The sequence below is a fragment of the Pseudomonas sp. PD9R genome (assembly GCF_019200975.1).
Taxonomy (GTDB): Bacteria; Pseudomonadota; Gammaproteobacteria; order Pseudomonadales; family Pseudomonadaceae; genus Aquipseudomonas.
This window is the reverse complement of sequence record NZ_JAHTMR010000009.1, coordinates 88842-114105: the sequence shown is the minus strand read 5'-3', so window position 1 is coordinate 114105 and position 25264 is coordinate 88842. Positions and strand designations below refer to the sequence as shown.

Below are 25264 nucleotides of genomic sequence, written 5' to 3'. Positions count from 1 at the left end.
TTGGTTGAGGAGTCTTGAACATGGGTTTGTTAGTCGAAGGCCGCTGGCAGGACAAATGGTACGAAAGCAGCAAGGACGGCGCGTTCCAGCGTGAACAGGCGCAGCGCCGTAACTGGGTGACCGCTGATGGCCAGCCCGGCCCGAGCGGTGTCGGCGGGTTTGCTGCCGACGCCGGCCGCTATCATCTCTATGTGTCCCTCGCTTGTCCGTGGGCGCACCGCACGCTGATCTTGCGCAAACTCAAAGGCCTCGAAAGCCTGATCGACGTATCGGTGGTCAGTTGGTTGATGCTGGAAAACGGCTGGACCTTCGACAAGTCCCTTGGCTCGACCGGCGACAAGCTCGATCACTTCGACTTCATGCACCAGCGCTATACCGCCGACACCGCCGATTACACCGGCCGCGTCACCGTCCCGGTGCTCTGGGATAAACAGCAGAAGCGTATCGTCAGTAATGAATCGGCGGAAATCATCCGCATGTTCAACAGCGCCTTCGATGATCTGACCGGTAATGATCTGGACTTCTATCCGGCGCCGCTGCGCAGTGAGATCGATGCGCTGAACGAACGGATTTATCCGGCAGTGAACAACGGCGTGTACCGCGCCGGCTTTGCTACCTCGCAGCAGGCCTACGAAGAGGCGTTCGATGAGTTGTTTGCCGAACTGGATCACCTGGAGCAGCTGCTCGGTGCCAATCGTTATCTGGCGGGCGAATACCTGACCGAAGCGGACATCCGCCTGTTCACCACGCTGATTCGCTTTGACGCGGTGTATTACGGCCACTTCAAGTGCAACCTGCGTCGGATTGCCGACTATCCGAATCTGTCGAACTGGCTGCGGGAGGTTTATCAGTGGCCGGGTGTAGCCGAGACGGTGGATTTCGAACACATCAAGAATCACTACTACGGCAGCCACAAGACCATCAATCCGACGGGGATTGTGCCTAAAGGCCCGGCGCAGGATTTCGATGCGGCCCATGATCGGGCACGGTTGAATGGGAAAGGGGTTTGGCGGCGGATTTAAAAGCTCAAAATCAAAAGATCGCAGCCTTCGGCAGCTCCTACAGGGGATTGCATAATCCTGTAGGAGCTGCCGAAGGCTGCGATCTTTTTCCAACAGACAACACAGATCTGAAATCAGACCTGTGATTGAGCCCCTTCAAACCACGCCAGTTTCTCGCGCAGTTGCACCACTTCACCCACGATCACCAATGTCGGCGCATGCACTTCATGCTCCGCCACCAGTCGTGGCAAATCGGCCAACGTGCCGGTAAACACCCGCTGATTGACCGTGGTGCCCTGCTGGATCAATGCCGCCGGTGTATCGGCGCCGCGACCGTGCTTGATCAACTGTTCGCAAATGATCGGCAAGCCCACCAACCCCATGTAGAACACCAGGGTTTGCGCCGGCGCGACCAGGTCCGCCCACGGCAGATCGGTGGAACCGTCCTTCAGATGCCCCGTGACAAACCGCACTGACTGCGCGTAATCGCGATGGGTCAGCGGAATACCGGCGTACGCCGCGCAACCGCTGGCTGCCGTGATACCCGGCACAACCTGGAACGGGATGCCATGGGCCGCCAGCTCTTCGATCTCTTCACCGCCACGGCCGAAGATGAACGGATCGCCGCCCTTCAACCGCACCACACGCTTGCCTTGCTTGGCCAGGTCTACCAATTGCTGGTTGATCTGATCCTGCGGCACGGCGTGATCGGCGCGACGCTTGCCCACATAAACCCGCTCGGCATCACGACGACACAGCTCCAGAATTGCCGGTGCCACCAAGCGGTCGTACAGCACCACATCGGCTTGCTGCATCAAGCGCAAGGCGCGGAAAGTCAGCAGGTCGGGATCACCAGGACCCGCGCCCACCAAGTAAACCTCACCCGTCGCCACTGGCGCTTCACCATCGACTTTCGCTTGAAGCAAACGTTCGGCTTCAGCGCCCTGCCCAGCCAATTGCCGGTCTGCAATCGGGCCCTGGAACACGTCTTCCCAGAAGGCCCGACGCTGTTGCACATCCGGAAACAGGCCTTTGACCTGGTTACGGAAGCGCGCGGCCAAACCGGCGAGTTGACCGTAAGTAGAAGGAATCCAGGTTTCGATCTTGGCGCGGATCAAGCGGGCCAGCACCGGCGCATCGCCGCCGCTGGACACAGCAATGATCAGCGGCGAACGGTCAACGATCGCCGGGAAGATCACGCTGCACAAGGCTGGCGCATCCACCACGTTGACCGGCACGCAACGCCGATGGGCGTCGGCGGAGACTTGCGCGTTCAGCGACTCGTCATCGGTGGCGGCAATGATCAGCCCGCAACCCTCCAGATCCGCCTCGACGTAACCGCGCAACACGCACTCGCCATCGCTGGCGGCAACCAGTTCGCGCAATTGCTGTTCGATTTCAGGTGCAACCACCCGCAGCAGCGCACCGGCATCGGCCAGCAGGCGGGATTTGCGCAAGGCAATTTCCCCTCCGCCGACGACCAACACACGACTGCCGCGAAGGTTATGGAACAGCGGCAGATATTTCATTTAGCCGATGACCTCAAGGCCACCCATGTATGGCTTCAGTACTTCAGGCACGCGGATCGAACCGTCAGCCTGCTGGTAGTTTTCCAGTACCGCCACCAGCGTACGACCGACCGCCAGGCCGGAGCCGTTCAGGGTGTGCACCAGTTCAGGCTTGCCGGTTTCCGGGTTGCGGAAACGCGCTTGCATGCGACGGGCCTGGAAATCGCCACAGTTGGAGCACGAGGAGATTTCGCGGTATTTGTCCTGGCTCGGAATCCACACTTCCAGATCGTAAGTCTTGACCGCACTGAAACCCATGTCGCCGGTGCACAGCGCGATGGTGCGGTAAGGCAGTTCCAGCAATTGCAGGACTTTTTCGGCGTTGGCGGTCAGGCCTTCCAGCGCTTCCATCGAGGTCGACGGCTCAACGATCTGCACCATCTCGACTTTGTCGAACTGGTGCTGACGGATCATGCCGCGGGTGTCACGACCCGACGCACCGGCTTCACTGCGGAAGCACGGAGTGTGGGCAACGAATTTGATCGGCAGCAATTTCGAATCGACGATTTCGCCGGCAACGATATTGGTCAGCGACACTTCGGCGGTTGGAATCAGGTACAGATCGGCTTCGCCTTCGCGAGCGATCTTGAACAGGTCTTCTTCGAACTTCGGCAGTTGGCCGGTGCCTTGCAGTGCCGGAGCTTGAACCAGATAAGGCGTGTAAGCCTCTTCGTAGCCGTGCTCAGTGACGTGCAGGTTGATCATGAACTGCGCCAGGGCGCGATGCATACGGGCGATCGGGCCGCGTAACAAGGCGAAACGGGCACCGGACAGCTTGGCGGCGGTTTCGAAGTCCAGCCAGCCGAACTTCTCGCCCAGGGCGACGTGATCCTGAACCGGGTAATCGAACGCGGTCGGGGTGCCCCAGCGGCGCACTTCGACGTTGTTTTCTTCGTCTTTGCCGACCGGCACGGATTCGTGCGGCAGATTGGGGATGCCGAGCACGATCGAGTCCAGTTCGGTCTGGATTGCGTCCAGTTCGACTTTACCGGCGCTCAACTCGCCCGCCATGCGCTCGACGTCCGCCATCAACGGCGCAATGTCTTCGCCGCGCTGCTTGGCCTGACCGATGGATTTGGAGCGCGCATTACGTTCAGCCTGCAGTGCTTCGGTGCGGGTCTGGACGGTCTTGCGCTGTTCTTCCAGCGCTTCGATGCGCGCGGTATCCAGGGCAAAGCCACGGGATGCCAGGCGGTCCGCTACGTCCTGAAGGTTGCTACGTAACAGTTTGGAATCGAGCATGTCGGTCTCTCGTTATCAAAGTTTGGTCAAGGACAGGCCAGCCCAGGTGGCGAGCAGCCCGCCGAATACGCTGATGGCAGCATAGCCCAGGGCCAGTGGCACCTGCCCGCTTTCCAGCAGGCGCACCGTATCCAGTGAAAAGGATGAAAAAGTCGTCAGCCCTCCGAGGAAGCCGACGATCAAACCGGCGCGCACCTCGAACGGCACCTCCGGGCGTATCAAAAACAGACCGTATAGAACGCCGATCAGCAAACAGCCGACGATATTAACGGCCAGCGTCGCGGTATAGAAGTGCCGCGGCCAATTAGCGTTGACCCAATTCCCCGTGGCGAAACGCAACAGCGTGCCGGCAATGCCGCCGACGGAAACCGCAACGATCAATGAAAGCACTATTTTCTCCGCTGCCGGGGACTGAGACGGTCAAGTTGAGCAAGATGATTGAGCTTCTCGCCGATCTTCAATTCCAGGCCACGGGGCACTGGCTGATAGAACGGGATCGGGTCGAGTTCTTCGGGGAAGTAGTCTTCGCCGGCGGCATAGGCGTCCGGCTCATCGTGGGCATAACGGTATTCATCGCCGTAACCCAATTGCTTCATCAGCTTGGTCGGCGCATTGCGCAGGTGCAGCGGCACTTCCAGCGAACCGTGTTCGGAGGCACTGCGCAGCGCAGCCTTGAAGCCCATGTACACCGCGTTGCTTTTCGGCGCGCAAGCCAGATAAGTAATGGCCTGAGCCACTGCCAATTCGCCTTCGGGGCTACCGAGGCGCTCCTGGACTTCCCACGCTGCCAGGCACAGGCTTAGCGCGCGCGGGTCAGCGTTGCCAATGTCTTCGCTGGCCATGCGCACCACGCGCCGGGCCAGATACAGCGGATCGCAACCGCCGTCGATCATTCGCGCGAACCAGTACAGCGCGCCGTCGGGGTTGGAGCCGCGCACCGATTTGTGCAGCGCGGAAATCTGGTCGTAGAACGCTTCGCCGCCCTTGTCGAAACGCCGACGGGTATCGCCGAGCAGGCTTTGCAGCAGATCGACGCCGATCTCGCTGTTGTCTTCGGCCAGGTCCGAGGCGTTTTCCAGCAGGTTGAGCAGGCGCCGGCCATCGCCGTCGGCGGCCGACAGCAACATCTGGAAGCCTTCATCGCTGAGGGTCAGCTGGCGTTTGCCCAGGCCACGTTCTTCGGTGAGCGCGCGCTGCACCAGCTTGCGCAGTGCCGCTTCGTCGAGGCTTTTGAGCACGTAGACGCGGGCCCGAGACAACAAGGCGTTATTGAGTTCGAATGAAGGGTTTTCCGTGGTCGCGCCGATGAAAATCAGTGTGCCGTCTTCAACGTACGGCAGGAACGCATCCTGCTGAGACTTGTTGAAACGGTGCACTTCATCGACAAACAGAATCGTGCGCCGGCCGTACTGCGCGGCCTGCTGTTTGGCGATTTCAACCGCCTGACGAATTTCCTTCACACCGGCGAGCACCGCCGACACTGTTTCGAAGTGCGCATCCGAGACTTCCGCCAGCAGCCGCGCCAGCGTGGTCTTGCCTACGCCCGGCGGGCCCCAGAAAATCATCGAATGCAAGGCACCCTGCTCCAGGGCTTCGCGCAATGGTTTGCCGCGAGCGAGCAGGTGTTCCTGACCGACGTACTCGTCCAGATTGGCCGCGCGCAAACGAGCGGCCAATGGTTGAGAGATCGGGGCACTGCGAAACAGGTCCATCACTGCTTATGAAACCTCACTTGGGTCCTGATGCCGGTCACTGTAGGAGCGAGCTTGCTCGCGATAAACCCAAGTACGCTGCGGGGTGTCAGGTTTACAGCGTTATCGTTGACGACCATCGCGAGCAAGCTCGCTCCTACAAAGGTCCTGCGGGTTATTCCTGGATCACGTCCGCCCCTTTAGGGATGTCGAACTTGAACTTGGACGCCGGGATCGGCTCGTTGGCCTTCACGCCGGTGAACAGGATGTTGGTGCGCTGGCCGACGCTGTCGATCAGTTGCATGTCATTGACCAGGCCATTGCGGAAGGACAGGCGCAGGCTGTCGAACAGGGTGTCTTTGGTTTTCGGCTTCAAGGTGAAGTCGATCACGCCTCCGGCTTCCTTGGCACTGATGTCGAAGCTCTGGCTAATCTTGGATACATCACCGGACAGCAGCAAGGCTGGCGTCTGGGTCAGGCGCTGGTCGAGGTTCTTGATGGTGGCCTGTTCCAGGTCAGGGTCCCACAGGGTGACTTTCTTGCCGTCGGAAACCATGGTCTGCTCGGCCGGCGCGTTGGTGTGCCAGTAGAACAGGCCAGGACGCTGCAGGGACATTTCGCCGGCAGTTTCCTGCAATTGGGTGCCGCTGCCATCCAGCGTCAGCTGAGAGAAGCGCGCGGTCAGGGTCTGGGACTTTTCCAACAATTGAGTCAGACGCGCCACGTCCTTGTCATCGGCGTGGGCCGAGAGCGTGGTCAAAGCCAGTACCGGCAGCAACAGCATGCGGATAAGACGCATGGGAGTCCTCATAACATTCGTGGGAGTACAGGCGGCGCCTCAAGACGCCGCCCTTTCAAAATCAGATCAGTCGCGCACCGGGCCGGGAGCCAGGACTTCACGCGAACCGTTGGTGTTCATGGACGTCACGACCCCGGCCATTTCCATGGCTTCGATCATGCGCGCAGCGCGGTTGTAGCCAATCTTAAGCTTGCGCTGAACCGCAGAAATGGATGCGCGACGGCTTTCCAGAACGAACTGCACCGCTTCGTCGTACAACGCGTCGGTTTCAGGATCATCACCATCGCCGCCACCGCTGCTGCTTTCGAAGCCGCTGCCGGCCTCTTCGACACCGTTGAGAATGTCGTCGTTATATTCCGGCGCACCGCGCAGTTTCCAGGCTTCTACAACCCGGTGAACCTCTTCATCGGAAACGAACGCGCCGTGAACACGGATCGGCAGGCTGGTGCCCGGCGGCATGTACAGCATGTCACCGTGGCCCAGCAATTGTTCGGCGCCGCCCTGGTCGATGATGGTCCGGGAGTCGATCTTGCTCGATACCTGGAACGCCATACGGGTCGGAATGTTGGCCTTGATCAGGCCGGTGATCACGTCCACCGACGGACGCTGGGTCGCGAGGATCAAGTGAATGCCGGCGGCACGGGCTTTCTGGGCGATACGGGCGATCAGCTCTTCCACCTTCTTGCCGACGATCATCATCATGTCGGCGAATTCGTCGACGACCACAACAATGGTCGGCAGCTTTTGCAACAGCGGCGCTTCGTCGTGGATGCTCTCGCGTTTGTACAGCGGATCGCTCAACGGCTCGCCGGCGTCCTGGGCTTCCTTGACCTTGGCGTTGAAGCCCGACAGGTTTCGTACGCCCATCTTTGCCATCAGCTTGTAGCGCCGCTCCATCTCGGCAACGCTCCAGCGCAGGGCGTTGGCCGCGTCCTTCATGTCGGTGACCACCGGGCACAGCAGGTGCGGAATGCCTTCGTAGATCGACAGCTCAAGCATTTTCGGGTCGATCATGATCAGCTTGGCGTCTTCCGGGCCGGACTTGAACAGGATCGACAGGATCATCGCGTTCACGCCCACCGACTTACCGGAACCGGTCGTACCGGCCACCAGCAGGTGAGGCATTTTCGCCAGGTCGGTGATCACCGGTTTGCCGCCAATGTCATGGCCCAGTGCTAACGTAACAGGCGATTTGAAGTTGTCGTACTCGGGGGTCGACAGCACCTCGGAGAAGCGCACGATCTGCCGGTCTTCGTTGGGAATCTCGATACCGACCGTGGTCTTGCCCGGAATCACTTCCACCACCCGCACACTGGTCACGGCCAGGGAGCGCGCCAGGTCTTTCGCGAGGTTGGAGATACGGCTGACCTTGACCCCGGCCGCTGGCTGGATTTCGTAACGGGTGATCACCGGGCCCGGATGGATCGAATCCACGGTGACTTCGACGCCGAATTCCTTGAGTTTGATTTCCAGCAAGTGGCCAACCGCAGCCAGCGATTCAGGCGAATAATTGAGTTGTTTCTTTTCCGCAGGATCAAGAATCGAGATCGGCGGCAGCGTCCCTTCCACGGCGCTGTCGACGAACAGCGGTGCCTGCTTCTCTTTTTCCACGCGCTTGCTGGGCGCGGCTGGCTTGGGAGGCGCAGGCGCAATCACCGGCGGCACCTGTTTCTCGCGCTCGGACATGTGTTTGCTCAGGGCCTGCTCACGCTCGATCAGGCGCTCCTTGACCTTGGCTTGCTCGCGCTTGTCGGTGACGGTCGGCGCAACCACGTCATGCACGCGATCGTCGACTTCACGCAGCTGGGCGACCAGTTGCTTGCGTTCCGTACGGGCCGACCACCAGCGATTGGCTGCGCCCTGGAACAGTTCGAACAGATCGAGGGTAATTTTGCCGGTGAGGTCCATCACCTTGAACCACGACAGGTCGGTAAACACTGTCAGGCCGAACAGGAACAGCGCAATGAACAGCAGCGTGCTGCCTTGAATGTTCAGCGCGTTTTTTGCCAGATCACCAAGGCTTTCACCCAGCGCACCACCCGCGCCGGCCGGCAAACCGGTCGCGGCATGGAAATGGATATGGGCCAGCGCGGCACCCGACAGCACCAGGAATACCAGGCCGATCAGGCGCCAGGAAAACAACCAACCGCTCCACTGCCACGGCTCGTGGCGTTGACGGAAGATCTGGTAAGTCTTGATCGCCAGCAATAGCGGGAAGATATAGGCGAAGTAGCCGAGCACCATGAACAGGATATCGGCGCTGTAAGAGCCCGCGGGGCCACCGAAGTTCTGCACGTCGTCGATCTTGCTGTTATGGCTCCAGCCCGGATCGTCCTTGCCATAGGTTAACAAGGCCATCATCAGGAACAGGCACAAGGCACCAATGGCGATCAGTGCACCTTCCTTGAGTCGGTAGTGCAAATGCTGGCGCCAGAGCGGAACGACGGCTGGTTTAGGTGCTGCGGTGGATTTCTTCAAAACGCTTCTATTCCTGCGCCATGGGCGCGTCCATCTGTTGAATGACTATAAAAAACCGCCCAATCCAGGCAGGTAAAAAAGTTAACAGGCGCAACTGGGACTACTTTTAACACTGCACTCCGGCTTTTATAAACACGCAGTACAACGAATATTCTGTAACAACCCGGCATTGTACGGATTTGTTCACCCGATGCCATGCTTCAGCCCTCGGGTTGCAGCATAGCCAACAGCACAATACGCGCAGCTCAATTTGAGCATGCATTCTCTTTTGTGACAAAGGCTTATGAGGTGTTTTTATGAGCGCAGCGAAGCATCACCGCCTGATCATTCTGGGTTCCGGCCCCGCCGGTTACAGCGCAGCCGTGTATGCCGCCCGCGCCAACCTCAAACCCGTTGTCATTACCGGCATACAGGCAGGTGGCCAGCTCACCACCACCGTGGAAGTCGATAACTGGCCAGGCGATGTCGAAGGCCTTACCGGTCCAGTCCTGATGGAACGCATGCAAAAACATGCCGAGCGCTTTGACACAGAGATCGTCTACGACCACATCCACACGGCCAAGTTGCAACAGCGCCCGTTTGAACTCACCGGCGACAGCGGCACCTATACCTGTGATGCGCTGATTATTGCCACTGGAGCTTCCGCGCAATATCTCGGACTGCCTTCGGAAGAGACCTTTGCCGGCAAAGGCGTTTCAGCTTGCGCGACTTGTGACGGGTTCTTCTATCGCAATCAAGTAGTGGCGGTGATCGGCGGCGGCAATACAGCGGTTGAAGAAGCGTTGTACCTGTCGAACATCGCCAAGGAAGTTCATCTGATTCATCGTCGCGACAAGTTACGTTCGGAGAAGATCCTGCAGGACAAACTCTTCGAGAAAGCCGCCAACGGGAATATCCGCCTGCACTGGAACCAGAATCTGGATGAAGTGCTGGGCGACGCCAGCGGCGTGACAGGCGCACGCCTGCGCGACAGCCATACCGGCATCACCCAGGAGTTGCCCCTCGCTGGCGTATTCATCGCCATCGGCCACAAGCCCAATACCGATCTGTTCGTCGGCCAGCTGGAAATGCGTGACGGCTACCTGCTGGTCAAGGGTGGTAGCGAAGGCGATGCCACCGCGACTGCCATCGAAGGCGTGTTTGCGGCAGGCGACGTGGCCGACCACGTCTATCGTCAGGCCGTTACATCCGCGGGGGCCGGTTGCATGGCCGCACTGGACGCGGAAAAATACCTCGACGACATTCCTGCTGTTTGACGGCACACTAGCGGCGGGCCGACACCCGCCACTGCCCTCCCCTTTTGCAAGCCCGGACGCCATGCTGACTTGGTTACAACGCAACACCCTGACTTTCCCGCCGCTGGAAAAAGCCATGCGCGACCCCAACGGGCTGCTGGCTGCCGGTGGCGATCTGTCCGCCGATCGGCTGATTCGGGCCTACCGTCACGGATGCTTCCCATGGTTTTCAGAAGGCCAGCCAATACTCTGGTGGTCGCCGGATCCACGCACGGTTTTGTTTCCCGACGAACTGCATATCTCTCGCAGTCTGAACAAACTGCTGCGTCAACAGCGCTACCAAGTGACCTTCGATCAGGATTTTTCCGCGGTCATCAGCGCCTGCGCAGCGCCTCGCGACTACGCCGACGGCACCTGGATCACCCAAGCCATGCAGGACGCTTACCTTGAACTGCACAGGCGTGGCTACGCGCATTCCGTGGAAGTCTGGGATCAGGGCGAACTGGTCGGCGGGCTGTATGGCCTGGCGATGGGGCAACTGTTTTTCGGCGAATCCATGTTCAGCCGCGCCGACAACGCCTCCAAATATGGCTTTGCCACGCTGGTTCGACATCTGAAAAATTCAGGCTTTGTCCTGATCGACTGTCAGATGCCTACCGACCATCTGCACAGCCTGGGTGCCAGGGCGATTCCTCGCAGCGCGTTTGCCGGTTACCTGGCGCAGTATCTGGATCAACCCAGCCGCGCAACCTGGGTTTGCTGAGCGACTTTTGCGCGCGTGGCTTACACTTAATCCAAAGCACTATCCCGAGGGTTGATCATGACCGAGTTGGCGCGTTTGAAGTTCTATGCCACTCAGCCGCACTCTTGCAGTTATCTGCCCGAGGAGCAGGCCACGACCCTGTTCCTCGACCCTAGCCAGCCCATGGATGTGCATGTCTATGCAGACCTGTCGGAGATGGGTTTCCGTCGCAGCGGCGATCATCTCTACCGCCCGCATTGCCAGAACTGCAATGCGTGCGTTCCCGCGCGCATCCCTGTAGGGGTATTCACGCCCAATCGTCAGCAGAAACGTATTTTCAAACGTAACGCCGACTTGCAGGTACGCCCGGCCAAGCCAGGTTTCAGCGAAGAGTACTTCGATCTGTACCAGCGCTATATCGAACAGCGCCATGCCGATGGCGACATGTACCCACCCAGTCGCGATCAGTTTTCGACGTTTTTGGTCCGTGACCTGCCGTTTTCACGTTTTTACGAATTCCGCCTCGACGGCCGGCTGCTCGCTATCGCCGTCACCGACCTTCTGCCGAACGGTCTGTCGGCGGTCTACACCTTCTATGAACCCGCTGAAGAGCGTCGCAGCCTGGGGCGGTTCGCGATCCTCTGGCAAATTGGCGAAGCCCGGCGGCTGGGGCTGGATGCGGTCTACCTGGGCTACTGGATCAAAAACTGCAAAAAAATGAGCTACAAGACCCAATATCGCCCCATTGAACTGCTGATTAATCAGCGTTGGGTCGTTCTGAACTAGAGCACGCCCTAAACCCCTTGGCTTGAACCCCACTTTTCGGGCACAATGCACGCCGCTTTTGCCTGGCGCAGTTGCACCGGGCCATTCATTGGACACCGAGGGCTTTACTGCATGTCGAAAGAAGACAGCTTCGAAATGGAAGGCACTGTCGTCGACACCCTGCCCAACACCATGTTTCGCGTGGAGTTGGAAAATGGGCACGTCGTAACCGCGCATATTTCCGGCAAGATGCGCAAGAACTACATTCGTATTCTTACCGGTGACAAGGTGCGCGTCGAGCTGACGCCCTATGACTTGAGCAAAGGGCGCATCACTTACCGCGCTCGCTAAGGTAGGAGCGAGCTTGCTCGCGAAAAACCTGAGAGCACCGCGTCAAGTCAGACTCCCTGCATCATCTTTGACGACCATCGCGAGCAACCTCGCTCCTACATAGGGCGCGCTCGCTAATCAAGTCAATACAAAACGCCCGGCATTGCCGGGCGTTTTTGTTTGTCCGCAATCTGGCCTCGGCAGCTCCTACAAAGGGAAAGCAAAAAGGCGCCAATCGGCGCCTTTTTGCTTAGTTGCGGTTAAAGTCAGGCCATTTCAGCCGTAGTCTCGAACTCGAAGGTCAGTTCGCCGTCCTTGATGTCGATGTGCACCACACCGCCATGTTCGGCCAGCTCGCCAAAGAGAATCTCCTCCGCCAGTGGCCGCTTGATCTTGTCCTGGATGAGGCGAGCCATAGGTCGAGCACCCATTGCCGAGTCGTAACCACCTGCCGCCAGCCAGCTGCGGGCAGCATCGGTGACTTCCAGCAAGACACGCTTGTCTTCCAGCTGCGCCTGAAGTTCGATGAGGAATTTGTCCACCACGCTTTTGATGACCTCATGGCTGAGGCGACCAAATTGGATGATGGTGTCCAGTCGGTTGCGGAATTCCGGCGTGAAGCTCTTCTTGATCACTTCCATCGCATCGGAAGAGTGATCCTGATAGGTGAAACCGATCGAAGCACGCGCTGCAGTCTCAGCACCGGCGTTGGTCGTCATGATGACGATCACGTTACGGAAGTCTGCCTTGCGCCCGTTGTTATCGGTCAGCGTACCGTGGTCCATGACCTGCAATAGCAGGTTGAAGACTTCCGGGTGCGCCTTTTCGATTTCATCGAGCAACAGCACGCAGTGTGGCTGCTTGGTGATCGCTTCAGTCAACAGACCGCCCTGGTCAAACCCGACATAACCTGGAGGTGCACCGATCAGACGCGATACGGTGTGACGCTCCATGTATTCGGACATGTCGAAACGAACCAGCTCAACACCTAACGCCTTGGCCAGCTGACGCGCCGCTTCGGTTTTACCCACACCGGTAGGACCGGCGAACAGGAACGAACCTACAGGCTTGTCTGGTGACTTGAGGCCGGCACGGGACAGCTTGATCGCGGTAGCCAGAGAGTCGATCGCGGCATCCTGACCAAACACGGTCAACTTCAGATCACGCTCAAGGTTACGCAGCAGTTCTTTATCGGAACTGGTGACGTGTTTTGGCGGAATCCGCGCGATTTTCGCAACGATGTCCTCGACCTGAGGCACTTCGATGCGTTTTACGCGCATCTCAACCGGCTGCAGGCGCTGATAGGCACCGGCCTCATCGATTACGTCGATGGCCTTGTCCGGCATATGCCGGTCATTGATGTAACGCGAGGCCAGTTCGGCAGCCGCGCGCAGGGCTTCATCACTGTATTCGATATTGTGATGACTCTCGAAACGCCCTTTCAGGCCGCGCAGAATACCGATGGTGTCTTCCACCGAAGGCTCCGACACATCGACTTTCTGGAAGCGCCGAGCCAAAGCACGGTCCTTCTCGAAAATCCCGCGGAATTCCTGGAAGGTGGTCGAACCGATGCATCGGATATCGCCGGACGACAGCAACGGTTTGAGCAGATTCGAGGCATCCATGACGCCACCGGACGCAGCACCCGCACCGATGATGGTGTGGATTTCGTCGATGAACAGGATTGCCTGCGGACGTTTTTTCAGTTCATTGAGCAACGCCTTGAAGCGCTTCTCGAAATCGCCGCGGTATTTGGTCCCGGCCAGCAAGGCGCCGAGATCAAGGGAGTACACCACGCTGTTGGCCAGCAAGTCCGGCACCTGGTTGTCGACAATGCGTTTGGCCAGACCTTCGGCAATCGCGGTTTTACCCACGCCCGCCTCGCCCACCAGCAACGGATTGTTTTTGCGACGGCGCGCCAGGATCTGCGCAACGCGTTCGACTTCCAGCTCACGACCTACCAGCGGATCGATACGACCCTGGCGTGCGAGTTCGTTAAGGTTACTGGCATAAGCATCCAGTGGATTGCCTGAAGATGAAGACTCACCGCCCTCGTCGTCCTGCATATCTTGCTCGCCCTCAGAGTGATCGCCGTGCCCTGGCACTTTGGAAATGCCATGGGCGATATAGTTGACGACATCAATACGGGCAACGCTCTGCTGTTTCAGCAGGAACACTGCCTGACTCTCTTGCTCGCTGAAGATCGCGACCAGCACGTTGGCGCCGGTCACTTCGCGTTTGCCCGAGCTCTGTACGTGAAACACAGCACGTTGCAGGACACGCTGAAAGCCCAGGGTTGGCTGGGTTTCGCGATCCTCGTCATGGACGGGGATCAATGGCGTGGTGGAGTCGATGAACTCCTGCAGGTCATGCTTGAGTTTGTCGAGGTTTGCGCCGCAGGCACGCAAAACGGTGGCGGCAGCCTCATTGTCCAATAGGGCCAGCAGGAGATGCTCGACGGTCATGAACTCATGACGCTTCGAACGGGCCTCCTTGAAGGCAAGATTGAGGGTGACTTCGAGCTCGCGGTTTAACATAGCTTCACCTCATACCCAAGTGTCCGGCGATTAACCGTCCTTCTCGATTTCACAGAGTAGCGGATGCTGGCTTTCCCTGGCGTACTGGTTGACCTGCATGGCCTTGGTCTCGGCGATGTCGCGGGTAAACACTCCACATACTGCCCGTCCTTCTGTATGGACGGCCAGCATGACCTTGGTCGCCAGCTCGCGATTCAGGTTAAAAAACACCTCGAGCACTTCGACGACGAAATCCATCGGTGTGTAGTCATCATTAAACAAAACCACCTTGTACATCGGCGGCGCCTGTAAAGCAGGCTTGGCCTCCTGAACAGCAATGCCTGCGGAATCGTCGTCGTGTTCCTCCGGGCGATCCTTTTGGAGAGTCGGGCGATCCTGATTGAATGTTAGTCGAATCTGGCTGATTGCATGCATGGAAAGAAAGGTTCGTCAGTTGTGCAAATACAGTGGTGGGGGCGCCCATGGACGATTTCAACTCCGACTACCGGGTCAACTTGACTATCGGCAAAACGGTGTTACAACCAATAGAGCCCACAGTGGGTAAAAAAGGTCCGCGGAGTCAACTTTTTTCGAAGAAGTGACTGCGGATGAACTGGATGATACTCCAGTGATGGAGTCAGTTGCAGAGGGATATGGGTATGTCAGGCGTCAAGGTCAGCGGCAAGGTGAAATGGTTCAACAACGCCAAGGGTTACGGTTTTATCAACGAGGACGGCAAAAGCGAAGACCTGTTCGCCCATTACTCGGCCATCCAGATGGATGGCTATAAAACCCTGAAAGCCGGCCAGGCTGTCGTCTTCGAAATCATCCAGGGCCCTAAAGGCCTGCACGCCATCAACATTGGCGCGCCTCAGGACATCTCGGCCGTCGCGGCACCCGCCGGGCAACAAACCGTTACGGCCTGAACCGCACACGCCCCCAGTCATAAAAAACCGCCCGGCTCAATCACTTGAGCCGGGCGGTTTTTTGCTGCCTGGATTCGCTTACATGTGCGAGATCATGGCATCGCCGAACGCCGAAGAAGACAGCAGTTTGGCGCCGTCCATCAAACGTTCGAAGTCATAGGTCACGGTCTTGGCGGAAATTGCGCCGTTAGTGCCTTTGATGATCAGGTCGGCCGCTTCGGTCCAGCCCATGTGACGCAGCATCATTTCGGCGGACAGGATCAGCGAACCCGGATTGACCTGGTCTTTGCCGGCGTATTTCGGCGCAGTACCGTGGGTGGCTTCGAACATGGCCACGGTGTCGGACAGGTTGGCACCTGGCGCGATGCCGATCCCGCCCACTTCCGCCGCCAGGGCATCGGAGAGGTAGTCGCCGTTCAGGTTCAGTGTGGCGATCACATCGTATTCGGCCGGGCGCAGCAGGATTTGCTGAAGCATGGCGTCGGCGATGGCGTCCTTGACGATAACGTTCTTGCCGGTTTTCGGGTTCTTGAACTGCATCCACGGACCGCCGTCGAGCAGGGTCGCGCCGAATTCTTCAGCTGCAACTTCGTAGGCCCATTCCTTGAAGGCACCTTCGGTGAACTTCATGATGTTGCCTTTGTGCACAATGGTCAGCGAATCGCGATCATTGTCCACCACATATTGCAGGGCCTTGCGCGCCAGACGCTTGGTGCCTTGCAGGGAAACGGGCTTGACGCCGATGCCGCAGTTTTCGTCGAAACGGATCTTGGTAACGCCCATTTCTTCTTTCAGGAACTTGATGACCTTGGTGGCTTCCGGCGAACCGGCCTTCCACTCGATACCCGCATAGATGTCTTCAGAGTTCTCGCGGAAGATCGTCATGTCGACGTCGCCTGGTTTCTTGACCGGGCTAGGCACGCCTTCGAACCAGCGCACCGGGCGCAGGCAAACGTACAGGTCGAGTTGCTGGCGCAGCGCCACATTGAGGGAGCGGATACCGCCGCCAACCGGGGTGGTCAAAGGCCCTTTGATGGAAACCACGTAATCCTTGACCGCGTCCAGGGTTTCCTGAGGCAGCCAGGTGTCCTGATCGTAAACCTGAGTCGCTTTTTCCCCGGCGTACACTTCCATCCAGGAAATCTTGCGCTCGCCGCCGTAAGCCTTCTTCACAGCAGCATCGACAACCTTGATCATGACCGGGCTGATATCAACGCCGATGCCGTCACCCTCGATGAAGGGAATGATCGGGTTATTAGGAACATTGAGAGAATGGTCTGCGTTGACGGTGATTTTGTCGCCGACGGCTGGAACCTGAATCTTCTTGTAACCCATGCTGAACTCCATTGTTTGGATTGAACATCTGGCTTGGTTCGAGCGTAACCCAGTTAAATCAGCACGCAAACCCTCTGTTCCATCGATGTGCCGCGAGGCGGCATAACTCGCGACCTACAAGCCTGAAAGCAAAGGGAAAAGCGCCAAACTACAGCACGACGAATGACGCTACGCCCGGCTCTCGCCTGCGACCTTTAGACCAATGGACGAGAATCGTTGCGTATGAACCATCGGCAGATTGCCAGCTACCTATGTATAATGCCGCCGCTGACTACAGGGTCACGACGGCTGAGTCTCCTGCTACAGATTAATAGCGATGAGACTTGCCGCCCTATAAGCCGGTCTGTTACCGCAGGCCGACCGCTTGACGCTCGACTGATGCACCCAACATCACAGCAACGAAACCTCGACATTCGGCTCATGGATGACTTTGAACGAACGCGCTTACCCGGCGCCCCTCGAGTTTCTGCGCACGCTTTAGCAAAGAAGAGAGAGTTAATCCGAATATGCCCACCCGCTCGAAGATCATCTATACCTTCACCGACGAAGCCCCAGCCCTCGCCACCTATTCACTGTTGCCTATCGTAGAGGCCTTCACCGCCTCGGCTGATATCGCCGTTGAAACCCGCGATATCTCTCTTGCAGGGCGCATCCTGGCCAGCTTCCCCGAGCAATTGGGTGATAAAGCCGTAGCCGACCACCTCGCCGAACTGGGTGCCCTGGCCGTTACGCCTGAAGCCAACATCATCAAGCTGCCGAACATCAGCGCCTCGGTTCCGCAACTGCAAGCCGCAATCAAAGAGCTGCAAGCCCAGGGCTACGCTCTGCCGGACTACCCGGAAACCATCACCAGCGACGCCGACAAAGAAGCCAAGGCCCGTTACGACAAGATCAAGGGCAGCGCCGTGAACCCGGTTCTGCGCGAAGGCAACTCTGATCGTCGCGCCCCGCTGTCGGTCAAGAACTACGCACGCAAGCACCCGCACAAAATGGGCGCCTGGGCTGCAGACTCCAAGTCCCACGTCGCGCACATGAACACCGGTGATTTCTACGGCAGCGAAAAAGCTGCCCTGATCGACGCCGCTGGCGCAGTGAAAATCGAACTGATCGCTCAAGACGGCACCACCACCGTCCTGAAAGAAAAAACCACCGTACAAGCCGGTGAGATCCTCGATTGCGCGGTCATGAGCAAAAACGCTCTGCGCAGCTTCATCGCTGCCGAGATCGAAGACGCCAAGCAAAAAGGCGTGCTGCTGTCGGTTCACCTGAAAGCCACCATGATGAAGGTCTCCGACCCGATCATGTTCGGCCAGATCGTTGCCGAGTTCTATAAAGACGCACTGGCGAAGCACGCAGACGTGCTGGCACAGATCGGCTTCAACCTGAACAACGGCATCGGCGACCTGTACGTTCGCATCAAGGCCCTGCCGGCCGAGCAGCAAGCTGCCATCGAAGCCGACATTCAGGCGGTCTACGCCGCTCGTCCATCGCTGGCGATGGTCAACTCCGACAAAGGCATCACCAACCTGCACGTGCCGAGCGACGTCATCGTCGACGCCTCGATGCCAGCCATGATCCGTGACTCCGGCAAAATGTGGGGCACCGACGGCCAGTTGCATGACACCAAGGCTGTGATCCCGGATCGCTGCTACGCGACCATTTACCAGGCAGTCATCGAAGACTGCAGGGCAAACGGCGCGTTCGATCCAACCACCATGGGCAGCGTGCCAAACGTTGGCCTGATGGCGAAAAAAGCCGAAGAGTACGGCTCGCACGACAAGACCTTCCAGATCAAGACCAACGGTGTTGTCCGCGTCAGCGACAGCAACGGCACCTTGCTGCTGGAACAGTCGGTTGAAGCCGGCGACATCTTCCGCATGTGCCAGACCAAAGACGCGCCGATCCAGGACTGGGTCAAACTGGCCGTCAACCGCGCTCGCGCCAGCGCCACTCCAGCGATCTTCTGGCTGGACCCGATGCGCGCCCACGACGGTGTAGTGATCGAGAAAGTTCAGGCTTACCTGAAGGACCACGACACTGCCGGTCTGGACATCCAGATCATGGCCCCGGTCGACGCGATGAAGTTCACCCTGCAGCGCACCCGCGACGGCAAGGACACCATTTCGGTAACCGGCAACGTACTGCGCGACTACCTGACTGACCTGTTCCCGATCATGGAACTGGGCACCAGCGCCAAGATGCTGTCGATCGTTCCGCTGATGAATGGCGGCGGCCTGTTCGAAACCGGCGCCGGCGGTTCGGCACCGAAGCACGTTCAACAGCTGCTGGAAGAGAACTTCCTGCGCTGGGATTCCCTGGGCGAGTTCCTGGCCCTGGCCGCTTCCCTCGAGCATCTGGGTGTGACTTACAACAACCCTAAGGCGCTGGTTCTGGCCAAGACCCTGGACCAGGCCACCGGCCAGTTCCTGGACAACAACAAGTCGCCATCGCGCAAAGTCGGCAACATCGACAACCGCGGCAGCCACTTCTACCTGGCGCTGTACTGGGCTCAGGCCCTGGCCGCCCAGACTGAAGATACCGCGCTGCAATCGCAGTTCAGTACCCTGGCCAAAACCCTGACCGAGAACGAAGCAACCATCGTTGCCGAACTCAACGCCGTTCAGGGCAAGCCAGTGGACATCGGCGGTTACTACCACGCCAGTGCCGAGCTGATCAGCAAGGCCATGCGCCCAAGCGCCACTCTCAACGCGGCGATTGCTGCGCTGGTTTAAGGTTGTAAGGAAGCAAAGAAGCCCCGGCCACGTGCCGGGGTTTCTGTTTTCAGGATCCACACAATTCAATTGTAGGAGTGAGCCTGCTGGCGATAGCGGTATACCATTCAACAACTGTGGTGACTGACTTTGCGCTATCGCGAGCAGGCTCACGCCTACATTTGACCGTATTTACACCTTGGAAATTGAGGAAGATTCATGGACTGGAAACCCCACATCACCGTCGCCACCATCGTCGAAGACAACGGCCGCTTCCTGATGGTCGAAGAACTCAAAGGTGGACGAACGGTACTCAACCAACCCGCGGGCCACCTGGACCCGGACGAAACCCTGACCGAAGCGGCTATCCGCGAAACCCTCGAAGAAACCGGCTGGGACGTCGAGCCGACCGGCGTACTGGGCATTTACCTCTACACTGCCCCTAGCAATGGCGTGACCTACCAACGGGTCTGCTTCATTGCCAAAGCCTTGAAACACCACCCGGACTACCAACTGGACGACGGCATCGTCGGTGCCAAGTGGCTGACCCGCGAGGAATTAATCGAGCAGCGCGACAACTGGCGCAGCGAGTTGATCATCCGCTGCATCGACGACTATCTGACAGGGATTCACTTCGACCTCGAATTGATCCGTCCTTCTCTTTAGCCTTGCGAGCTCCAGCCTGTTAGAATCGCGTCCTTTTTCAAGACACTCATTGAATCCCTATGCGTGATCCAGCCCCTTCTGATACACAAAAGAAGCGCGTCATTGTCGGCATGTCCGGCGGCGTGGACTCTTCCGTTTCCGCTCTCCTGCTAATCGAGCAGGGTTATGAGGTGGAAGGCCTGTTCATGAAGAACTGGGAAGAAGACGATGGAACTGAATATTGCACCGCCATGGACGACCTGGCGGACGCCCAGGCCGTGTGCGACAAGATTGGCATCAAGCTGCACACCGCCAACTTCGCCGCCGAGTACTGGGACAACGTGTTTGAGCACTTCCTGGCCGAATACAAGGCCGGCCGTACGCCGAACCCGGACATCCTGTGCAACCGCGAGATCAAGTTCAAGGCGTTCCTCGACTATGCCATGGTGCTCGGCGCCGACCTGATCGCCACCGGCCATTACGTGCGCCGCCGCGACATCGACGGCCGCACCGAACTGCTCAAGGGCCTGGACGCCAACAAGGACCAGAGCTATTTCTTGCACGCAGTCGGCGGCGAACAGATCGCCAAGACCCTGTTCCCGGTCGGCGAACTGGAAAAGCCGGAAGTGCGCGCGATTGCCGAGAAATACGAACTGGCGACCGCGAAGAAAAAGGACTCCACCGGGATCTGCTTTATCGGCGAACGCCGTTTCAGCGATTTCCTCAAGCAATACCTGCCGGCCCAACCGGGCGAGATCAAGACCACTGAAGGTGAAGTCATCGGCCGTCACCACGGCTTGATGTATCACACCATCGGCCAGCGTCAGGGCCTGGGAATCGGCGGTTTGAAAGACGCCGGCGAAGAACCGTGGTACGTGCTGATCAAGGACCTGGAGCACAACGAGCTGATCGTCGGCCAGGGCAACGACCATCCATGGTTGTTCTCCCGCGCCCTGCTCGCTTCGGACATCTACTGGGTCAACCCGATTGACCTGAGCGAACCGCGCAAGCTGACCGCCAAGGTCCGTTATCGCCAGAGCGACCAGCCCTGCACCCTGGAAAAAACCGCCACCGGCTACCGCGCGACTTTCGATGATCCACAACGTGCAGTGACTCCGGGCCAGTCCGTGGTGTTCTACGACGGTGAAGTGTGCCTGGGTGGTGGCGTGATCGAAGTAGCAGAACCCTGGACGAGTAAGAGCACCAGCAAAGGCCAGGCCCAATGAGCCCGACCCAGGAGCAACTGACAGCACTGGGCGGCGTATTCCTCGCCGCCGTGCTCGTCGACAAGATTGCCAAGTCAGGCCAGACCAACGAGGCCGGCCTGACTTGCATGCTCGGCAGCCTGTTGATCCGCGACCCCAAGGACACCCTGGAAGTCTACGGCGGCGACGACATCAATCTGCGTGAAGGCTATCGCGCCTTGATTGGTGCCCTGGAGCGTGATCCGAGCGCCCTGCAGCGCGAGCCGCTGCGCTATGCGCTGGCCATGCTCGGTCTTGAGCGTCAACTGGCCAAGCGTGGCGATATGCTGGACGTGATCGGCAAGCGCCTGCCGCAGATCCAGTCGCAGGTCGAGCACTTCGGCCCGGCCCACGAAAACGTGATTGCCGCCTGTGGCGCACTGTATCAGGACACCCTGAGCACCTTGCGCCAACGCATCCAGGTTCACGGCGACATGCGCAACCTGCAGCAACCAAGCAACGCCTCTAAAATTCGCGCGCTATTGCTGGCCGGTATACGTTCGGCACGCCTGTGGCGGCAGCTGGGTGGGCATCGCTGGCAGTTGGTGGTCAGCCGCCGCAAATTGCTTAAAGAGCTTTACCCGTTGATGCGTAACGAATAAGTAGCATCGACACACCTTTACACCGTGTTACGCGTAATACGCCGGTCAGTTGGCAACGGACCGGCGAATTTTTTCATGTATGATACGCGCCCCATTTCGTTGCCCGACTGTCCGAGAACACCCCATGCAGCTCTCTTCGCTCACTGCGGTTTCCCCTGTTGACGGCCGCTACGCCGGCAAAACCCAGGCCCTGCGCCCAATTTTCAGCGAGTACGGCCTGATCCGTGCTCGCGTTCTGGTTGAAGTGCGCTGGCTCCAGCGCCTGGCCGCTCACCCTGCCATCAGCGAAGTGCCGGCGTTCTCCGCCGAAGCCAACGCCGTTTTGAACGAGCTGGCAGAAAACTTCGCTCTGGAGCACGCCGAGCGCGTCAAAGAGATCGAGCGCACCACCAACCACGACGTCAAAGCCATCGAATACTTGCTCAAGGAGCAAGCGGCCAAGCTGCCGGAACTGGCCAAAGTCAGCGAGTTCATCCACTTTGCCTGCACCAGCGAGGACATCAACAACCTGTCCCACGCCCTGATGCTGCGCGAAGGCCGTGATGACGTGATGCTGCCGCTGATGCGCCAGACCGCCGAAGCCATCCGCGAACTGGCCATCCGTTTCGCCGGCGTGCCGATGCTGTCGCGCACCCACGGCCAACCGGCTTCGCCGACCACCCTGGGCAAAGAGCTGGCGAACGTGGTTTACCGCCTGGAGCGTCAGATCGCTCAAGTCGCTGCCGTTCCGCTGCTGGGCAAGATCAACGGCGCTGTCGGCAACTACAACGCTCACCTGTCGGCCTACCCTGAGATCGACTGGGAAGAAAACGCCCGCGCCTTCATCGAAGACGAACTGGGCCTTGGCTTCAACCCGTACACCACGCAGATCGAACCGCACGACTACATTGCCGAGCTGTTCGACGCGATCGCCCGTTTCAACACCATCCTGATCGACTTCGACCGCGACATCTGGGGCTACATCTCCCTGGGTTATTTCAAGCAGCGCACCATCGCTGGCGAAATCGGCTCGTCGACCATGCCGCACAAGGTCAACCCGATCGACTTCGAAAACTCCGAAGGCAACCTGGGTATCGCCAACGCGCTGTTCCAGCACCTGGCGAGCAAACTGCCAATCTCCCGCTGGCAGCGCGACCTGACCGACTCCACCGTACTGCGCAACCTCGGTGTCGGCTTCGCCCACAGCGTGATCGCGTACGAAGCCAGCCTCAAAGGCATCAGCAAGCTTGAGCTCAACGAGCAGAAAATTGCCGCCGACCTCGACGCGTGCTGGGAAGTATTGGCCGAGCCGATCCAGACCGTGATGCGTCGCTACAACATCGAAAACCCGTACGAAAAACTGAAAGAATTGACTCGCGGCAAGGGCATCAGCCCTGAAGCGTTGCAGACTTTCATCGACGGCCTGGACATGCCAGCCGCCGCCAAGGCCGAGCTGAAATTGCTCACCCCGGCGAACTACATCGGCAACGCTGTAGCTCAAGCCAAACGCATCTGATCGACCGCTTGACCCTTTTAAGACGCCCGGCAGCGCCGGGCGTTTTTATTCCCGTCTGAAAAGTGCATTTTTTCAATAGGTTACACATGAATCCTGACATTCCTCTTCAACTTCTGGGCGGCATCACGGCACGGGAATTCCTGCGCGACTACTGGCAGAAAAAACCACTGCTGATCCGCCAGGCCATCCCTGACTTCGAAAGCCCGATCGACGCCGACGAACTGGCCGGCCTGGCGCTGGAAGAAGAAGTCGAATCGCGCCTGGTGATCGAGCACGGCGAGCGCCCTTGGGAATTGCGTCGCGGCCCATTCGCCGAGGACGAATTCAGCAAATTGCCGGAGCGCGAGTGGACCCTGCTGGTGCAGGCCGTTGACCAGTTCGTGCCGGAAGTCAGCGAGCTGCTGGAAAATTTCCGCTTCCTGCCGAGCTGGCGCGTCGACGATGTGATGATCAGCTTCGCCGCACCGGGTGGCAGCGTCGGCCCTCACTTCGACAACTACGACGTGTTCCTGCTGCAAGGCCACGGCAAGCGCAACTGGAAGATCGGCCAGATGTGCAACTCCGAAAGCCCGCTGCTGCCACACGCGGACCTGCGGATCCTTGCCGATTTCGAAGCGACCGACGAGTGGATCCTGGAACCGGGCGACATGCTCTACCTGCCGCCGCGCCTGGCCCACTGCGGTGTAGCAGTCGATGACTGCATGACCTACTCCGTCGGTTTCCGTGCACCAAGCGCCGCTGAAGTGCTGACCCACTTCACCGACTTCCTCAGCCAATTCCTGACAGATGAAGAGCGCTACACCGACGCCGACGCCCTGCCCGCGGCTGATCCTCATCAGATCCAGCACGACGCCCTTGATCGCTTGAAAGCCCTGCTGGCCGAGCACATGAGCGACGAGCGCCTGCTGCTGACCTGGTTCGGCCAGTTCATGACCGAGCCGCGCTACCCGGAACTGGTGGCTGGCCCCGAAGACCTCGAAGAAAACGAGGTCATCAGCGCGCTGGAGCAAGGTGCGATCTTGATTCGCAACCCGAGCGCCCGCCTCGCCTGGTCGGAAGTCGATGACGACCTGCTGCTGTTCGCCAGCGGCCAGAGCCGCTATCTGCCAGGCAAACTGCGCGAGCTGCTGAAAATGATCTGTGCCGCCGATGCCCTGCATCTCGACAATCTTGGCGACTGGTTGACCGACGAAGACGGCAGCGGCCTGCTGTGTGAACTGGTCAAGCAAGGTAGCCTGGGGTTCGCCGACGATGAATAAAATTCACGTACGTGTCGCAGACTGGCAAAAGGACAACGCCGAGATCCGGCGCATTCGTGAAGCGGTGTTCGTCGCCGAGCAGTCCGTTCCACCAGAACTGGAATGGGATGCCGACGACCAAGGCGCCGTGCACTTCCTCGCCCTCGAAGGTGACTTTCCGGTTGGCACTGCCCGCCTGCTGCCTGACGGCCACGTCGGCCGGGTCTCGGTGCTCAAGGATTGGCGCGGTTTGAAAGTTGGCGATTCGCTGATGCAAGCAGTGATCGGTGAAGCCGAGAAGCGTGGGCTGAAGCAGCAGATGCTCAGCGCTCAGGTACAAGCCACGGCGTTCTATGAGCGCCTGGGCTTTACCGTGGTCAGTAGCGAATTCCTCGAAGCAGGGATTCCGCATGTGGACATGGTGCGCGAGTCGGCTTAGACCCAGTGGCGAGGGGGCTTGCCCCCGCTGGGTAGCGAAGCAGCCCAATAAATTCAGGGCCGCTTCGCGCCCCAGCGGGAGCAAGCTCCCTCGCCACAATAGTTCTTCGATCACACCACAAAACGCCCCGTCATTTTCGGATGCCGGGGCGTTTTGCTGTCTAGCATTCAACTTGCCCCACCCCGGGCCGACAAACTGGCACTATCGATAAATCAAAGGGCAAGATCAAAAGATCGCAGCCTTCGGCAGCTCCTACGGGCTA

At 58.9% G+C, this 25264-nt stretch carries 22 protein-coding genes; 13 read left to right on the top strand and 9 right to left on the bottom strand.

The genetic code is table 11. The features are described 5' to 3' along the window. The first annotated feature begins 20 nt into the window (after window positions 1-20). The gene (locus KUF73_RS18350) at window positions 21-1022 is read left to right on the top strand and encodes a glutathione S-transferase family protein (protein ID WP_218439470.1); all 1002 of its coding nucleotides are present in this window, start codon (window positions 21-23) and stop codon (window positions 1020-1022) included. A gap of 113 nt (window positions 1023-1135) precedes the next feature. Here KUF73_RS18350 and cysG read toward each other — a convergent pair whose 3' ends face one another. From cysG to KUF73_RS18320, 6 genes are all read right to left on the bottom strand, one after another. Then, entirely contained in the window at window positions 1136-2530 is a 1395-nt protein-coding gene (cysG, locus tag KUF73_RS18345) for a siroheme synthase CysG (protein ID WP_218439469.1), read from the bottom strand. After that, a complete protein-coding gene (serS, locus tag KUF73_RS18340; RefSeq protein WP_218439468.1) occupies window positions 2531-3811 on the bottom strand; it encodes a serine--tRNA ligase in 1281 nt (426 codons plus the stop codon). Window positions 3812-3826: 15 nt separating this feature from the next. Then, window positions 3827-4201, bottom strand: a complete 375-nt coding sequence (gene crcB / locus KUF73_RS18335; protein WP_218439467.1) for a fluoride efflux transporter CrcB — start codon at window positions 4199-4201, stop codon at window positions 3827-3829. After that, window positions 4201-5523, bottom strand: coding sequence for a replication-associated recombination protein A (locus KUF73_RS18330; protein ID WP_218439466.1), 1323 nt, complete (start codon window positions 5521-5523; stop codon window positions 4201-4203). The genes crcB and KUF73_RS18330 overlap by 1 nt, the downstream gene beginning before the upstream one ends. A gap of 154 nt (window positions 5524-5677) precedes the next feature. Next, window positions 5678-6301, bottom strand: coding sequence for an outer membrane lipoprotein chaperone LolA (lolA, locus tag KUF73_RS18325; protein ID WP_218439465.1), 624 nt, complete (start codon window positions 6299-6301; stop codon window positions 5678-5680). Between the two features lie 66 nt (window positions 6302-6367). After that, complete coding sequence (locus tag KUF73_RS18320) at window positions 6368-8779, bottom strand: DNA translocase FtsK (protein ID WP_218439464.1); 2412 nt, start codon at window positions 8777-8779, stop codon at window positions 6368-6370. Window positions 8780-9075: 296 nt separating this feature from the next. On the opposite strand from KUF73_RS18320, the gene trxB reads away from it, so the two are divergent. From trxB to infA, 4 genes are all read left to right on the top strand, one after another. Beyond that, entirely contained in the window at window positions 9076-10035 is a 960-nt protein-coding gene (trxB, locus tag KUF73_RS18315; RefSeq protein ID WP_218439463.1) for a thioredoxin-disulfide reductase, read from the top strand. A gap of 61 nt (window positions 10036-10096) precedes the next feature. After that, window positions 10097-10777, top strand: a complete 681-nt coding sequence (gene aat / locus KUF73_RS18310; protein ID WP_218439462.1) for a leucyl/phenylalanyl-tRNA--protein transferase — start codon at window positions 10097-10099, stop codon at window positions 10775-10777. Between the two features lie 57 nt (window positions 10778-10834). Continuing rightward, window positions 10835-11542 (top strand): arginyltransferase, encoded by a 708-nt coding sequence (locus KUF73_RS18305; RefSeq protein ID WP_218439461.1) that lies wholly within the window; start codon window positions 10835-10837, stop codon window positions 11540-11542. 111 nt (window positions 11543-11653) lie between these two features. After that, a complete protein-coding gene (infA, locus tag KUF73_RS18300; protein ID WP_002553999.1) occupies window positions 11654-11872 on the top strand; it encodes a translation initiation factor IF-1 in 219 nt (72 codons plus the stop codon). Window positions 11873-12117: 245 nt separating this feature from the next. Here the strand turns inward: infA and clpA are convergent, their stop codons facing one another. Continuing rightward, window positions 12118-14388, bottom strand: a complete 2271-nt coding sequence (gene clpA / locus KUF73_RS18295) for an ATP-dependent Clp protease ATP-binding subunit ClpA (RefSeq protein WP_218439460.1) — start codon at window positions 14386-14388, stop codon at window positions 12118-12120. A gap of 30 nt (window positions 14389-14418) precedes the next feature. After that, window positions 14419-14802, bottom strand: coding sequence for an ATP-dependent Clp protease adapter ClpS (clpS, locus tag KUF73_RS18290; protein WP_020799529.1), 384 nt, complete (start codon window positions 14800-14802; stop codon window positions 14419-14421). Between the two features lie 224 nt (window positions 14803-15026). Between clpS and cspD the strand changes: the two genes are divergently transcribed. Next, window positions 15027-15293, top strand: coding sequence for a cold shock domain-containing protein CspD (cspD, locus tag KUF73_RS18285; protein ID WP_218439459.1), 267 nt, complete (start codon window positions 15027-15029; stop codon window positions 15291-15293). 78 nt (window positions 15294-15371) lie between these two features. Here cspD and icd read toward each other — a convergent pair whose 3' ends face one another. Next, window positions 15372-16628: an NADP-dependent isocitrate dehydrogenase gene (gene icd / locus KUF73_RS18280; RefSeq protein WP_218439458.1), complete on the bottom strand. Its 1257-nt coding sequence runs from the start codon at window positions 16626-16628 to the stop codon at window positions 15372-15374. Between the two features lie 506 nt (window positions 16629-17134). On the opposite strand from icd, the gene KUF73_RS18275 reads away from it, so the two are divergent. The 7 genes from KUF73_RS18275 to KUF73_RS18245 all read left to right on the top strand — a co-directional run bounded on the left by KUF73_RS18275 (window position 17135) and on the right by KUF73_RS18245 (window position 25002). After that, window positions 17135-19360, top strand: coding sequence for an NADP-dependent isocitrate dehydrogenase (locus KUF73_RS18275; RefSeq protein WP_218439457.1), 2226 nt, complete (start codon window positions 17135-17137; stop codon window positions 19358-19360). A gap of 198 nt (window positions 19361-19558) precedes the next feature. Further along, window positions 19559-20005 carry an NUDIX hydrolase gene (locus KUF73_RS18270; protein ID WP_218439456.1) on the top strand — a complete coding sequence of 149 codons (447 nt, stop codon included), beginning with the start codon at window positions 19559-19561 and terminating at the stop codon, window positions 20003-20005. Window positions 20006-20064: 59 nt separating this feature from the next. Beyond that, complete coding sequence (mnmA, locus tag KUF73_RS18265) at window positions 20065-21210, top strand: tRNA 2-thiouridine(34) synthase MnmA (protein ID WP_218439455.1); 1146 nt, start codon at window positions 20065-20067, stop codon at window positions 21208-21210. Next, on the top strand, window positions 21207-21830 hold the full coding sequence (hflD, locus tag KUF73_RS18260) for a high frequency lysogenization protein HflD (RefSeq protein WP_218439454.1): 624 nt from the start codon (window positions 21207-21209) through the stop codon (window positions 21828-21830). Before mnmA ends, hflD begins: the two co-directional genes overlap by 4 nt. A gap of 124 nt (window positions 21831-21954) precedes the next feature. Further along, window positions 21955-23325 carry an adenylosuccinate lyase gene (gene purB, locus KUF73_RS18255; protein ID WP_218439453.1) on the top strand — a complete coding sequence of 457 codons (1371 nt, stop codon included), beginning with the start codon at window positions 21955-21957 and terminating at the stop codon, window positions 23323-23325. An 86-nt stretch (window positions 23326-23411) separates the two neighbouring features. Continuing rightward, entirely contained in the window at window positions 23412-24584 is a 1173-nt protein-coding gene (locus KUF73_RS18250; RefSeq protein WP_218439452.1) for a cupin domain-containing protein, read from the top strand. Further along, window positions 24577-25002: a GNAT family N-acetyltransferase gene (locus KUF73_RS18245; protein ID WP_218439451.1), complete on the top strand. Its 426-nt coding sequence runs from the start codon at window positions 24577-24579 to the stop codon at window positions 25000-25002. Before KUF73_RS18250 ends, KUF73_RS18245 begins: the two co-directional genes overlap by 8 nt. Window positions 25003-25264 lie beyond the last annotated feature (262 nt).